13 protein-coding genes and 2 pseudogenes are annotated in these 13,657 nt (G+C 64.3%); 6 read left to right on the forward strand and 9 right to left on the reverse strand.

The window, feature by feature from the left end; all coding sequences use genetic code 11:
- Positions 1–215 precede the first annotated feature (215 nt).
- From ntrC to dusB, 3 genes are read right to left on the reverse strand one after another with little or no spacing between them, the layout of a single operon-like run.
- Positions 216–1,673 carry a nitrogen regulation protein NR(I) gene (gene ntrC / locus BSQ44_RS15220; RefSeq protein ID WP_072605640.1) on the reverse strand — a complete coding sequence of 486 codons (1,458 nt, stop codon included), beginning with the start codon at positions 1,671–1,673 and terminating at the stop codon, positions 216–218.
- Positions 1,670–2,815 (reverse strand): two-component system sensor histidine kinase NtrB, encoded by a 1,146-nt coding sequence (locus tag BSQ44_RS15225; RefSeq protein WP_072605642.1) that lies wholly within the window; start codon positions 2,813–2,815, stop codon positions 1,670–1,672. The genes ntrC and BSQ44_RS15225 overlap by 4 nt, the downstream gene beginning before the upstream one ends.
- Positions 2,812–3,852 (reverse strand): tRNA dihydrouridine synthase DusB, encoded by a 1,041-nt coding sequence (dusB, locus tag BSQ44_RS15230; RefSeq protein ID WP_072605644.1) that lies wholly within the window; start codon positions 3,850–3,852, stop codon positions 2,812–2,814. The genes BSQ44_RS15225 and dusB overlap by 4 nt, the downstream gene beginning before the upstream one ends.
- A gap of 164 nt (positions 3,853–4,016) precedes the next feature.
- Here dusB and BSQ44_RS15235 point away from each other — a divergent pair, with 164 nt between their 5' ends.
- Positions 4,017–5,231: a bifunctional 2-C-methyl-D-erythritol 4-phosphate cytidylyltransferase/2-C-methyl-D-erythritol 2,4-cyclodiphosphate synthase gene (locus BSQ44_RS15235; RefSeq protein ID WP_072605646.1), complete on the forward strand. Its 1,215-nt coding sequence runs from the start codon at positions 4,017–4,019 to the stop codon at positions 5,229–5,231.
- Positions 5,228–5,719: a CinA family protein gene (locus BSQ44_RS15240; protein ID WP_072605648.1), complete on the forward strand. Its 492-nt coding sequence runs from the start codon at positions 5,228–5,230 to the stop codon at positions 5,717–5,719. The genes BSQ44_RS15235 and BSQ44_RS15240 overlap by 4 nt, the downstream gene beginning before the upstream one ends.
- Here BSQ44_RS15240 and BSQ44_RS15245 read toward each other — a convergent pair.
- From BSQ44_RS15245 to BSQ44_RS15260, 4 genes are all read right to left on the reverse strand, one after another.
- Positions 5,691–6,179: a type II toxin-antitoxin system RatA family toxin gene (locus BSQ44_RS15245; RefSeq protein WP_072605650.1), complete on the reverse strand. Its 489-nt coding sequence runs from the start codon at positions 6,177–6,179 to the stop codon at positions 5,691–5,693. The two genes, BSQ44_RS15240 and BSQ44_RS15245, sit on opposite strands and share 29 nt — an antisense overlap.
- 12 nt (positions 6,180–6,191) lie before the next feature.
- Complete coding sequence (gene lipA, locus BSQ44_RS15250) at positions 6,192–7,154, reverse strand: lipoyl synthase (RefSeq protein WP_072605652.1); 963 nt, start codon at positions 7,152–7,154, stop codon at positions 6,192–6,194.
- A gap of 131 nt (positions 7,155–7,285) precedes the next feature.
- Positions 7,286–7,537: a GlsB/YeaQ/YmgE family stress response membrane protein gene (locus BSQ44_RS15255; RefSeq protein WP_072605654.1), complete on the reverse strand. Its 252-nt coding sequence runs from the start codon at positions 7,535–7,537 to the stop codon at positions 7,286–7,288.
- A gap of 157 nt (positions 7,538–7,694) precedes the next feature.
- Positions 7,695–7,940 carry a GlsB/YeaQ/YmgE family stress response membrane protein gene (locus BSQ44_RS15260; protein WP_072605656.1) on the reverse strand — a complete coding sequence of 82 codons (246 nt, stop codon included), beginning with the start codon at positions 7,938–7,940 and terminating at the stop codon, positions 7,695–7,697.
- Between the two features lie 398 nt (positions 7,941–8,338).
- Between BSQ44_RS15260 and BSQ44_RS15265 the strand changes: the two are divergent.
- Positions 8,339–10,117: pseudogene (locus BSQ44_RS15265) on the forward strand (putative bifunctional diguanylate cyclase/phosphodiesterase).
- Here BSQ44_RS15265 and BSQ44_RS26895 read toward each other — a convergent pair.
- Both BSQ44_RS26895 and BSQ44_RS15275 read right to left on the reverse strand, forming a co-directional pair.
- Positions 10,057–10,413: a hypothetical protein gene (locus BSQ44_RS26895; protein WP_157894603.1), complete on the reverse strand. Its 357-nt coding sequence runs from the start codon at positions 10,411–10,413 to the stop codon at positions 10,057–10,059. The pseudogene BSQ44_RS15265 and the gene BSQ44_RS26895 overlap by 61 nt on opposite strands.
- Before the next feature lie 120 nt (positions 10,414–10,533).
- Positions 10,534–11,723, reverse strand: a protein-coding gene (locus BSQ44_RS15275) for an IS3 family transposase (RefSeq protein WP_114579923.1) whose coding sequence is annotated in 2 segments (ribosomal slippage) — positions 10,534–11,471 and positions 11,471–11,723 — 1,191 coding nt in all. Because the reading frame shifts where the segments join, the coding sequence is not laid out codon by codon here.
- A 66-nt stretch (positions 11,724–11,789) separates the two neighbouring features.
- Between BSQ44_RS15275 and BSQ44_RS15285 the strand changes: the two are divergent.
- From BSQ44_RS15285 to BSQ44_RS15295, 3 genes and pseudogenes are all read left to right on the forward strand, one after another.
- Positions 11,790–12,482 (forward strand): annotated as a pseudogene (locus BSQ44_RS15285) (sensor histidine kinase); the annotation flags it as partial.
- A 72-nt stretch (positions 12,483–12,554) separates the two neighbouring features.
- Positions 12,555–12,920 carry a response regulator gene (locus BSQ44_RS15290; protein ID WP_072605663.1) on the forward strand — a complete coding sequence of 122 codons (366 nt, stop codon included), beginning with the start codon at positions 12,555–12,557 and terminating at the stop codon, positions 12,918–12,920.
- A gap of 327 nt (positions 12,921–13,247) precedes the next feature.
- Positions 13,248–13,649 (forward strand): hypothetical protein, encoded by a 402-nt coding sequence (locus tag BSQ44_RS15295; protein WP_072605665.1) that lies wholly within the window; start codon positions 13,248–13,250, stop codon positions 13,647–13,649.
- The last annotated feature ends 8 nt before the right edge of the window (positions 13,650–13,657 follow it).

Here is a 13,657-nt window from a genome sequence, read left to right on the forward strand (position 1 = left end):
TGCCATAGGCGCGGTGCCACTCCGAATCGTACGTGGCTATTGTGCAACGCATTGTGGCTTTTCTGCAACAAAACGGCGATGCAGCCATTTTCAGTCGGCGTTCTCGGAGCCCGCCTAAACAGCCTCTTCGAAGATCGCAACCGGTCTGGGACGGAGTAGAAGGCGGACGGCACGAATGGCCGCCACGTCCGTCAGGGATGACTTTCTTGTGAGAATCAGGAGGTGCGCGACGTCCGGTAGACGTTGACGCCGAGTTCGCGGATCTTCTTGCGCAGCGTGTTGCGGTTCAGGCCGAGCAGTTCGGCCGCCCTGATCTGGTTGCCACGTGTGGCCGTCATGGAGGCCAGCACCAGCGGATATTCCACTTCCTCGAGGATGCGCTGGTAGAGCCCGGCCGGCGGCAACTCGTCGCCGAAGGAGGCGAAGTAGCGCTGAAGATAATGCTCCATCGCCTGGCCGATGGTCAGGTCCTCCGGCATCATCACGCCGTTGGGCGGCGAGGATGGCCGGTCGGAGGTCTGGAGTTCGGATTCGATGATCTCGGCCGAAATCTCGTCCTGTGGATACAGCGCGGCCAGGCGCCGGACGAGGTTTTCAAGTTCCCGCACGTTGCCCGGCCAGGAATAGCGCTTCATCAGGTCGAGCCCGGCCGTCGAGATGCGCTTGGCCTGCAGCCCCTCGGCCTCGACCTGGATGAAGAAGTGCCGGACGAGGTCCGGGACGTCTTCGGAGCGTTCGCGAAGGGCGGGCAGGCGAAGCGGAACCACGTTCAGCCGGTAGAACAGGTCCTCACGGAAGAGCCCCTGGTTGATCAGCGTGCGCAGGTCCTTGTTCGTCGCCGCGACGATGCGCACGTCGGTCTTGATCGGCGTGCGGCCGCCGACGGTGGTGTATTCGCCCTGCTGGAGCACGCGCAGCAGCCGCGTCTGCGCTTCCATCGGCATGTCGCCGATCTCGTCGAGGAACAGCGTGCCGCCCTCCGCCTGCTCGAATCGCCCGGTGGAACGGTTCTGGGCGCCGGTAAAGGCGCCCTTCTCGTGCCCGAAGAGTTCCGATTCGATCAGGTCGCGCGGGATCGCGGCCATATTGATCGCCACGAACGGCCCGTTGCGGCGCCGGCCGTATTCGTGCAGGGCGCGCGCCACCAGTTCCTTCCCGGTGCCCGATTCGCCGGTGATCATCACCGTCAGATCGGTCTGCATCATGCGCGCGAGCATCCGGTAGATGTCCTGCATCGCGGCCGAGCGTCCGACCAGCGGCATCGATTCGGGCTGCTCCTCGCTGCGCTGCTCCGACGAGGTGCGTTTCGGCTCCGACAGAGCCCGGTTGACGATGTTCAGGAGCTCGGTGAGGTCGAAGGGCTTGGGCAGGTATTCGTAGGCCCCCTTCTCCGACGCGCGGATCGCCGTCATGAAGGTGTTCTGCGCGCTCATGACGATCACCGGCAGATGCGGGCGCGCCTTCTTGATGCGCGGCAGCATGTCGAAGGCGTTCTCGTCCGGCATCACCACGTCGGTGATGACCAGGTCGCCATCGCCCGCCGCGACCCAGCGCCACAGCGTGGCGGCGTTCGATGTCACGCGCACGTCATGACCCACCCGCGACAGGGCCTGGTTCAGGACCGTCCTTATCGCCGCGTCGTCGTCCGCAACGAGGATGCTGCCGCGGTTCATCGGGTCTCGTCTCCATCGATCTCGTAGCCGGGCCGAACGGGATCGTCCTTCCAGGCGGGCATGAGGATGCGGAAGGTCGTTCCGCGCGGCGAGGAATCGCATTCGATCACCCCGCCGTGTTCGCCGACGATCTTGGCGACGAGCGCAAGGCCGAGACCCGAGCCGTTCGGCTTGGTGGTGATGAAGGGATCGAACAGGATCGGCCTGATGTCCTCGGGAACGCCGCCGCCATTGTCGTGCACGCAGAACTGGAGCGGCAGCGAGACGCGATCCTGCGTCCCCGGCACCGAAAGCCGTATGCCGGGCCGGAACGCCGTGGATAGCGTGATCTCGCCGGCCGGATCGCCCGAGATCGCCTCCGCCGCGTTCTTCACCAGGTTGAGGAACACCTGCACGAGCTGGTCGCGGTTTCCCAGCACCGGCGGCAGCGAGGGATCGTAGTCTTCGACGATCCGAATGCGGTTTGCAAAGCCGGTGCGCGCGATCGCTTTAACGTGGTCGAGCACGACGTGGATGTTGACCGGATCTCGGTCGATCGGCCGCTCGTCCGAAAACACCTCCATCCTGTCGACCAGAGCGACGATGCGGTCGGTCTCGTCGGTGATCAGCCGCGTCAGCGCGCGGTCCTCGTCCGAGACCGCGCTCTCGAGCAGTTGCGCCGCGCCGCGGATGCCCGACAACGGGTTCTTGATCTCGTGCGCAAGCATGGCTGCGAGGCCCGTCACGGAGCGGGCGGCACCCCGGTGCGTCATCTGCCGGTCGATCTTGTCGGCCATGGATCGCTCCTGGAACATGATCACGACCGACCCGGCAAGCTCGGCGACAGGCGCGACATAGATGTCCACCAGCTTGTCGGAGCCGATCCTTGGAGAGGAAATGTCGACGCGGTACTCGTTCACCGGCGACTGGCGCTCGCGCACCTGCTCGATCAGCGTCAGCAGCGGGCTGCCGAACGGCACGAAGTGGTCGATCGCGTTTCGCGCCAGGATCGACGCGCTCGACCGGAAGAAATCCTCCGCGTCGGCATTGGCGTAGGTTATGCGCCCCTCGCCATCGACCATGACGACCGGATGCCGGATCGTGTTCAGCACCATCTGCGCCGCATCTGCGCCCGCCGGTTTCGACATCGTGTCGGCGCTCATGCTGCTTTGCCCAGAAACTGCGATGCGTTCCCCGCATCGCCACCGGCAAGCAGCGCAGCGCGCAGATGCGCCGTCACCTGCTTCGGGTCGGTCGACGTCATCACGGCGCGGCGGTCGGCTGCCGAAACGTCGCCCGCATGGCGGTCGAGATACCAGCCAAGATGTTTTCGCGCATGCCGCACCCCTGGCTCCACGCCATAGAGCGACAGCATGTCCTCGTAGTGCGCCTGGACATAGTCGGCGAGCGCCTCCGGCGTGCTCGGCACCCCCGGCGCGACCGTACCGGCGGCCTCCGCCGCGATTTCGCCCGCCACCCAGGGCGCCCCGCAATGCGCCCGGCCGATCATGACGGCGTCGGCGCCCGACTGCGCCAGCGCCCGGCGCGCGTCCTCCGCCGAAAGGATGTCCCCGTTCGCGACCACCGGAATGCCGACCGCCTGTTTCACAGCCGCGATGGCCTTCCAGTCCGCCTGCCCCTTGTAGAACTGGCAGCGCGTGCGCCCGTGCACCGTCACCATGCGCACGCCGGCCTGCTCGGCGCGGCACGCCAGTTCCGGCGCGACCAGCTCCGTCTCGTCCCATCCGAGCCGCATCTTCACCGTCACGGGAACCTCGACCGCGCCCACGACGGCAGCGATGAGGCTCTCGGCGAGGTCGAGGTCGCGCATCAGCGCCGACCCGCAATAGCCACCCGTCACCTTCTTGGCCGGGCACCCCATGTTGATGTCGACGATGTCGGCTCCCTCGCCCACGGCGATGCGCGCGCCCTCGGCCATCCAGCGCGCGTCGCGCCCGGCGAGCTGCACCACGTGCAGCGCCGCGCCCGAGCGGCCGATCCGCCGCTGCGAATCCACCCGTCCGCGCGCCAGTTCGCCGCTCGCCACCATCTCCGACACAACCATGCCGGCGCCGTGCATGTATGCACGGCTGCGGAACGCACGATCGGTGATCCCCGAGAGCGGCGCCAGGAAGACCCGGTTGCGGATCACCGCGCCGCCGATATCGAGTGCTTCGGCCAGCTTTTCAAACTCCAACATGCACAAAAACCGCGCAGCACCTGAATGTGCTTATCTATTAGCCATCCTGCGGAGTTGTTGCAACGCAAAAACGACGCAAAAACTCCACTTATACAAATGTCTGGCCATTCCGGACCCGCCTGGGCTAGACGCGTCGCCAGGACACGAACGGGCGAGGTATACCCATGACCGGACCGGACTCCCAGACCAAAAGCGTCGCAGTGGTTATCGTGGCCGCCGGTCGCGGCGCGCGCGCCGGCCAGGAGAACGGTCCCAAGCAGTACCGCCGCATCGGCGGCCGCGCGGTGCTCTCCCACACCCTCGAGGCTTTTCGACGGCACCCCGCGATCGGCGACATCGTCGTCGCCATCCACGCCGACGACGAGGCACTCTGCCGCGAAGCCGTCGGCCCGATCGACGACCGGATCGTCCTGGTCACCGGCGGTCCGACCCGACAGGATTCGACGCTGCGCGCGCTGCGGGCGCTGGCCGACCGCCGCCCGGCAAGCGTCCTGATCCACGACGGCGTACGCCCCTTCGTCGATCCGGACCTGATCGGCCGCGTCGTCGCCGCGCTCGGTGACCACGATGGCGTCCTGCCCGCCCTGCCCGTCTCCGACACCGTCAAGCGCGCGGATGGCGCGGGGCTCGTCGAGGCCACCGTCCCGCGCACCGGCCTCCATACTGCGCAGACCCCGCAGGGCTTTGCCTTCGACGCCATCCTCGCCGCGCACGAGAAGGCCTGCGCCGACGGCCTCCTCGACTTCACCGACGACGCCGCGATCGCCGAATGGTCCGGCATTCCGGTGAAGATCGTGGAAGGCGCGGCCGGCAACGTGAAACTCACCTATGCGAGGGACATCGCCATGGCGGACGAAAGGCTGAACGGAGCGTCGGCATCCTTCCCCGACGTGCGGACCGGAAACGGCTACGACGTGCACTGCTTCGCGCCGGGCGACCACGTCACCTTGTGCGGCGTCGAAATCGTGCACGACCGCCGGCTCCTCGGCCATTCCGACGCCGACGTCGGCCTGCACGCGCTGACCGACGCGCTGCTTGCAACCTGCGGCGCCGGCGACATCGGAACCCACTTCCCTCCCTCCGATCCGCAGTGGAAGGGAGCGGCCTCGCGCCTGTTCGTCGAGCACGCCGCCGGCCTCGTGCGCGCCCGCGGCGGGCGCATCGCCAATGCCGACGTGACCCTGATTTGCGAGGCCCCGAAGATCGGCCCGCGCCGCGAGGCCATGGTGGATGCCATGGCGGCGATGCTCGGCATCGCCCGCGACCGGGTCTCGGTGAAGGCCACCACCAACGAGAAGCTCGGCTTCATCGGGCGCGGCGAAGGCATCGCCGCGATCGCCACCGCCACCGTCGTCTATCCCGGCGGACTGCCGGCATGAGCCCGCACGAAGACCTCGCGCGGCAGGTGCTCGCCGCTTGCGACCGTCAGGGCATCATGCTTGCGACGGCCGAATCCTGCACCGGCGGCATGATCGCCGCAGCCCTCACCGACATTCCCGGCTCGTCGAGCGTGGTGGATCGCGGCTTCGTCACCTATTCCAACGAGGCCAAGCAGGAGATGCTCGGCGTCACACCTGCGACCCTCGACGCTCACGGCGCCGTCTCCCGCGAGACGGCCCTCGAGATGGCGGCGGGCGCTTTGGCCCGCTCGCGCGCCGGCATCGCGGTCGCCGTCACCGGCGTCGCCGGCCCCGGCGGCGGCAGCGCCGACAAGCCCGTGGGCCTGGTCTGGTTCGGTGTGGCGAAAAAGGGAGAGGAACCGGAAGCCGAGTGCCGGCGGTTCGAAGACCTAGGCCGCGATCACATCCGCCAGGAGACTGTCCGCACCGCGCTCGATCTCATGCTCGCGAAGCTGACGGCTCGCTGATCCGGTCGGCCGGTGCGCCGTAGATCGCATCCGCGCGCCGCTCGAACGCACCGGCAAAGGTGCGGAAGGCACGATCGAACATGGCGCCCATCAGCATGCCCAGCATCCGGCTCTTGAACTCGTAATCGATGAAGAAGCAGATGTTCGTGCCGCCCTCCCCATCGGGCTCGAAGCGCCAGCGGTTTTCGAGATAGCGGAACGGCCCGTCGAGATACTTCACGTCGATGGCAAGCTCGCCGATGCGCGTGACCACCTGGCTGGTGAAGGTCTCGCGGATCGCCTTGTAGCCGACGGTCATGTCCGCCACGATCACCTCGACCCCGTCGCGCTCCTTGCGCGAGCGCACGCTCAGCGCCTCGCACATCGGCAGGAATTGGGGATATTTCTCGATGTCGGCCACCAGCGCGAACATGCGCTCGGGCGAATGGCGGACGTGGCGGACGGTCTCGTGTTTCGGCATCGTTCGGGCGGCTCAGGCGGCGGATGCGAGCTTCTTTTCCCGCGCCGCCCTCAGCCGCGCGAAATCGTCGCCGGCATGGTGCGACGAGCGGGTGAGCGGCGAGGCCGAGACCATCAGGAAACCCTTGGTGTAGGCCACCGCCTCGTAGGACTTGAACTCATCCGGCGTCACGAACGTCTTCACCGGATGGTGCTTCTTCGTCGGCTGCAGATACTGCCCGATGGTCAGGAAATCCACGTCGGCGACCCTGAGGTCGTCCATGAGCTGCAGCACCTCGTTGCGCTCTTCGCCCAGCCCCACCATGATTCCCGACTTGGTGAAGATCGAGGGATCGAGTTCCCGCACCCGTTGCAGGAGCCGGATCGAGTGGAAGTAGCGCGCGCCGGGCCGCACTGTCAGGTAGTTCGACGGCACCGTCTCGAGATTGTGGTTGAAGACGTCGGGCCTGGCTTCGACCACGATCTCCAGCGCCCCGTCCTTGCGCAGGAAGTCCGGCGTCAAAATCTCGATCGTCGTGCCGGGCGCCGCCGCGCGGATGGCTTGGATGACCTCTGCGAAATGCCGCGCCCCGCCGTCGTCGAGATCGTCGCGGTCGACCGAGGTGATCACGACGTGGTTCAGTCCCATCTTGGCCACCGCCCGCGCGACGCTTTCCGGCTCCGAGCGGTCGAGCGCGTGTGGGCGCCCCGTCGCCACGTTGCAGAACGCGCAGGCGCGTGTGCAGATCTCGCCCATGATCATGAAGGTGGCGTGCTTCTTGTCCCAGCACTCGCCGATGTTGGGGCAGCCGGCTTCCTCGCACACCGTGACCAGCCCGTGCGAGCGCACGATCTCGCGCGTCTCGGAATAGCCTTTCGACACCGGCGCCTTCACGCGGATCCATTCCGGCTTGCGCAACACCTCCTGGTCGGGGCGGTGCGCCTTTTCGGGATGGCGAAGGCGCGGACGCGCTATCGTGTCGATGACGGTGACCATTGTGCTCCCGCTCGCTGTTCTCCCGCGCCCCGGGCTGCGGGGCACAGGGGATATCTAGGCGCTTCGGGCACAAAACGAAAGGCCGCCGGGCGAATGCCACGGCGGCCATTTCTGCATGGGTGCTGCGCCTGTCAGCGTCGGAACATGCGTGCGATGGCGATCAGGATGCACGCGCCGATGAAGCCGGCGATGAGGTAACCGATCCAGCCGCCGAGCGCGACGCCGAAAATACCCAGCAGGGCATTGGCGATGATCGCGCCGACTATGCCGAGGATGATGTTCATGAGCACGCCCATGTTGCTCTTCATGAACTTTTCGGCCAGCCATCCGGCGATGCCGCCGATGATGATCGCTGCAATCCAGCCTACGCCTGCGTCTTCCATGTCATTTTCTCCGGTTGCCTGTACGGTAAATCCGCCGCCCAACAACGCAACCCCACCCCGCCGGGTTCCAGAAGAACCCACACGCGTCGCGCTTCGCAACCCAGATGGTGGACCCGCCCTGCGACAGCCATGTGTCAGCCGGCGAGCCGCCCCGTCCTCACCGCCGCACGAGCTTGACCACGAAAAGCAGGATGCATGCGCCCATGAAGCCTGTGATGAGATAGCCGAGCCAGTCGCCCTCCACGAACACCCCGAACCGCGCCAGCACCGCGTTCCCGATCACCGCGCCGACGATGCCGATGATGATGTTCATGATCACGCCGAAGCGCATGTCCATCAGCTTGCCGGCCAGCCATCCCGCGAGCCCGCCCACCACGATCGCCACGAACCACCCAACTTCCATCGCGCCAAAGCTCCCGAGATTTCGATGCAACGCATTCTGCGACGCGTGGCAACCGGCGACAAGGGCGACGAGACCAGCGCAGCAGCGCGGGCGCCGGCACGCGGCACGCGGCACGAAAGCGGGTGATGGGGAAGACCGCGTAAAATGGTAGTGCGAATCGGGCACCTGGAACAGGTGCGCAATGGCAGGAATCGACGCCATCCTGGTCGTTTAGCTTGGTCCGCCCGCGTCCCGAAACCTGCCATTCGAGACCTCCTTTCCGAGTTCAAGGAAGGGCTTCCAAAGCGGCGAATGCTCACGATGCTGAACCGCCATGGCAACCACCGCTGCCGGCCCTGCCTATCGATTCTTAACGTTCCAGCGCTTAGGTGCAGTTCTCGACTTGGAGAATGCGAGAAATGAACTGGCTCGATGAGACCCATGTGGAGCGATCCATAGTTGATGCGCTCACGGCAAGCATCTGCATCATCGACCAAGAGGGCATCATCCGCGCTGAGAACGATGCTCGGCGAAATTTTTCCAAGCGCAACGGCGGAAAGGACTCCTACATCGGGGAAAGCTATCTGCCGGTCGTTACCAAGGCCATCGATGGCGAAAGTGAAGGAGAGGCTGAATTCAGAAAGGCGATAAGGGAGGTCTTGAACGGGGAGTGCCATGGCTTCGAGATCGAATACCCTTGCCACTCGCCTGACGAACAACGGTGGTTTTTGGCGCGGGTCACGCCGCTGCAAGCGCAACCCCGGAACAAGTTGGGCACCGAGGTCCTGGGAGCCGTTATCACGCATCAGGATATATCGATCAGGAAGCTGCTTGAACTAAGGCTGACGAGGCTCGCAGAGACTGACGAGCTTACCGGGCTAAAGAACCGCCGCTACCTACTCGAAAAGATCGAAAGTTCGGCCACCAAATTGCAAGCCGGTTCGACGCTTGCTCTGTGTCTGCTCGACCTAGACAATTTCAAAGAAATAAACGACACGGCCGGGCACGACGCGGGCGATCACATCCTCCGACAGGTCGCCGAGCGCATTTCATCCGTTACGTCGCACTTGCAGTCGGTGGTTCTCGCCCGCATGGGGGGAGACGAATTCGCCGTTCTTCTTGAGGTCCCGCGACCATGGAGTGTCGTTCCTATCGCAGAGGAAGTCTTCGCCCTGCTCAGTGCGCCCTACTCGATCGGTAGCGAAAAGGTGCTATCCGCAGCCTCAATCGGGATTGCCTTCTACCCGATGGATGCCGGGACGCCGGAGTCTCTCATGAAGGCTGCTGATCTCGCGCTTTATGGAGCCAAGGAGGGGGGACGCAGCCGCTACGTCTTCTTCACAACGAGCCTGCGCGAGGAGATTGAGCAGCGGACGGCGTTGTTCACCGAAACGCGCGCTGCGCTCGCTAGGAACGAGTTCGAGACACATTTCCAGCCGATCGTGCGCTTGAAAGACAAGTCTTTGGTCGGGCTTGAAGCGTTGGTGCGTTGGCGACACCCCACAAAAGGGCTGATCTCCCCCGCCCACTTCCTCCCCGTCTTGAAAGACCGGCACCTGGGCACGGCAGTCTCTCAGGCGGTGATGCTCAACGTAATCGAGCATTTGTCGGCATGGGAAGGCGATCGGATACCCAGTGTTCGGGTGAGCGTCAATCTCACTGCCGATCAGTTACAGAACGCAAACTTCGTTGAATTCCTCTCAAGAGAGACTTCCGCCCGCGCAGTGTGCGCGGATTAGATCAAGCTGGAGATTACCGAGGATGTAGTCATTGGCGATACGGACAATCACATCTGCTCTGTTCTGAATCGCCTTCGAGAGTCAGGGTTCTCAGTCTCTCTGGATGATTTTGGAACGGGATACGCCTCACTATCCCACATGTCGCAATTTCCTCTCGATGAGATCAAAATCGACATGTCGTTCGTGAAGGAATTGAAGACCAGCCGAAAAGCCCGCGCGGTCGTCCGCGCAGTCACTCATCTTGCGCATGAGCTTGGTTTAAGCGTCGTGGCGGAAGGCATTGAAGATGCGGAGACCGAAGGCATCGTTGCGGCCCTCGGATGCGATCATGGTCAAGGGTATCTCTTTGGAAGGCCGCAGCCCGCGTCGATCATCCCAGATCTGATACGGCAGTGGGACTACGCCTCTCGTGCTCCGAGCGCGTTGCCCGCGTCGAACTTGAGAAGAAGTTCCATATAGCCGGCGGCAATTCGCATGTCCGCAGGTGTGATATTTTTCTGATCCGTTCGAAACCGCTCCGCCAGTGCGATCAGTTCGTCTGCCACGTGGGGTTCGGCGGCTTGGAGGTCTGATCCTGCCGTTCGGCATGCCGACAGCAGTACCGATGCCAATTCCCCCGCTTGATCGACGGAGAAATGCATCTGTGCGTGCAAGGAGCCATTCTCCGAGACTTGGACGATAACCCCATCCAACGTCGACCAGCCGACGTTTATCGTGCCACTGTCGGTCTCGATTATCGCTGACCGATCTGTCATGGAGTATCTCCTCGCCGGGGTCACCGATGCAATCTTGCTGAACATTTCGGAATGAATTGCGCCGACGACAGGACGTCGGCCAATGTCAGAACAACATGTCGGTGACCTGCCACTGAACTTTCATCCAGCGGCGGTTAGAGCCTTGGCCGTTTCTGTTACGCCGTAGGGCGCGGTTCGAGCAACCGGTGGAGACGCGAAGCCCTTATCGAGCGAAGCGTCGGAGGCGGTTGCGGCGAGAGTTCCGGCGAAGGCCGCCGGGGTCTGGTATCCGAGCGAGGAATGAGGTCTCGCAGAGTTGAAGTCCTGCCGCCACTCGGCGATGGCGTTGCGGGCGTGGTCGAGGCCGAAGAACAGGCTCTCGTTCAGGAGTTCGTCGCGCATCCGGCCGTTGAAGGATTCGACGTAACCGTTTTGCATGGGCTTGCCCGGCGCGATGTAGTGCCATTCGACGCGATGATCCTTCGACCAGGCGAGGATCGCGTTCGAGGTGAACTCCGTGCCGTGGTCGGAAACGATCATGTCCGGCTTGCCGCGACGGCTGATCAGATCGGTCAGCTCACGGGCCACCCGACGACCGGAGATCGACGTGTCGGGGATGGCGCCCAGGCATTCGCGGGTCACGTCGTCGACGATGTTGAGCACGCGGAACCGCCGCCCGCAGGCAAACTGGTCGTGCACGAAGTCCAGCGACCAACGCGCGTTCGGCCTCGCCTCGACCAGGATCGGCGCCCGCGTGCCCACCGCGCGTCGCCGCGCCCGGCGCTTGCGCACTGTCAGCCCCTCCTCGCGGTAGAGCCGATAGATGCGGTTGATCCCTGATGGCTCGCCCTCGCGCCGCAGCAGGATGAACAGGCGCCGATAGCCGAAACGCCGGCGCTCGTTGGCGAGATCGCGCAGCCGGCCGCGCAGTTCGGTCTCCGGCGCCCGGCACGACTGGTAGCGGATCATCGTGCGATCGGCACCGACGATGGAACAGGCCCGACGCTCCGACAGACCCATGACGGCCTGCAGATGCGCGACGGCTTCGCGCTTGGCGGCGGGCCCTACCATTTTTTTGACAGGAGCTCGCGAAGGGCCGAGGCTTCCAGCATCTGCTCGGCGAGCAGGTTCTTCAGCCTCCCGTTCTCGTCTTCCAAAGCCCTCAGGCGCTTGGCGTCGGACACGTCCATGCCGCCATACTTCGCCTTCCAGTTATACAGCGTCGCCTCAGAGACCCCGTGCTTGCGGGCCAGGTCACCTGCCTTCGCACCCGCCTCGTGCTCGCGTAGAACCCCGATGATCTGCTCTTCCGTAAATCGCTTTCGCTTCATCTGTCCGTCCTTCGATCGAGAGCCGGACTCTAACTCCAGGTGGAGGAAAAACTCAGTGGCAGGTCAGCGGTGACGGATGTAACCGACGCTCGTGCCGAGGCTCGGATAAAAGATGATCTGGTTCGCGATAAGGAGAACCTTCTGTATGAGGTCCAACATCGAGTGGCAAACAGCCTCCAGATCATCGCGAGCGTCCTCATGCAGAGCGCACGCAGGGTTCAGTCCGAAGAAGCGCGCGGGCACATCCAAAATGCCCACCACAGGGTCATGTCGATCGCAGCCTTGCAGCGCCAGCTCTCCACCTCCAGAGGCGGCAACGTCGAGCTGCGCAACTATTTCACGCAGCTGAGCCAGAGCCTTGGCGCGTCGATGATCGAAGACCCGAACCGCCTCTCGATATCGGTAACGGTCGATGGCAGCGCCGTGGACGCGGACATTTCCGTCAGTCTGGGGCTTATCGTTACCGAACTCGTCATCAATGCGCTAAAGCACGCCTTTCCCCATGAACGAACGGGCACGATCACCATCGACTATCGCTCGGCGGGCAAGGACTGGTCCCTTTCGGTCACCGATGACGGCATCGGTATGCCAAAGGGAAGCGATGCACCCAAGGCGGGCCTCGGCACCGGCATCGTCGAAGCGCTGGCAAGAAATCTACAGAGTGAGATTCAGTTAAGCGATGCCGACCCGGGTACCGCCATAACGATAAGCCATCAGGAAAACACCGGTCTCCGGGCCGACCTTCCAGAAGCCGCGTAGGAACCTAATCTCCTCCGAAGCACTACGTCTAGAGCCGAGCCCGGCCTGCAATCTACGCAACCTGAGTGGCCAATGAACAACGGCAAAAAGGTCGTCCTCGTCGTCGAAGATAGCCCCCTCATTCGCATGGGTGCAGTCGATCTGGTCATATCGGCAGGTTACGAAGCGCTGGAGGCGCGCGACGCGGATGAGGCAATCCGCATCCTGGAGTCGCGCGCCGACATTGATTTGGTGTTCACGGATGTCCAAATGCCCGGCACCATGGACGGCATCAAGCTATCCCACTACATCCGCGAGCGATGGCCTCCCGTGAAGCTGCTCGTCGCGTCGGGCAACGCGATTCTCGAAGAAAGCAGTCTGCCCACCGGGAGTAGGTTCTTCTCAAAACCGTACGATGACCACGCCATCGCCGACGCCATGGCCCGCCTCATGGCGTAGCGATCAACCGTCCGGTCGATGGTCAAGCGGCACACGATGAACAGAATTCGAAATTCTGATGAATGGCCGCCATCGCGGGCTGCTCTACAAAACCTGCCCGTCCCCTTTCCACCCCATTACGGCTTCAAGCGTTGGGCACGCGGCCAAGAACGACGCCGACTCAAGCGAGATCGATGTTCACCCCGCCCGGTCCGCCTCAGGAATCGTGGGCAGAACCCGCCCCCACCCCCAGACAAACCAACGCCTTGCACGAAATCCGCCCGCCATCCATCCACGCCCCCACGCCCTCCCCCACAATGGTCGCCGGTTTTGTCGAAAGGCGCGGACATGCACGGTGCGGAAAGGGAGGGGCGGAGGCTGCGGCAGGTCGTGACGCTGCTTGTCTCGCTCGCCGTCCTTGCCGAGCGGGCCGGCCGCCGGTCGTTTCCGGTCCGCTGGTTCGTGCTCGTCCTCCTGCGCCACGCGGAGGTCGTCGCGCGCGATTTCGTCGTCGAGACCACCGGCGCCGCGCCGCTTTGCCCGGAGGCTCCGCTCGGCACCAGACCCGCGGATGCCGCGCTCCTCGCCGGGCGCCTGCGCATGCTCGCCGCCCTGCTCCGCGCCGTTCTGCCGCCCGATGGCCGCATGGACCCGCGCCTCATCTCCGCCCGAGATCCTCGCCGCGTCGCGATCGAACCGATCGCCGCTGCGTGCGGCGGCCTTATTCATCCGGCGTTCGACACGTCCTGAGGCCGGCG

This window comes from Aquibium oceanicum, from assembly GCF_001889605.1.
GTDB lineage: Bacteria > Pseudomonadota > Alphaproteobacteria > Rhizobiales > Rhizobiaceae > Aquibium > Aquibium oceanicum.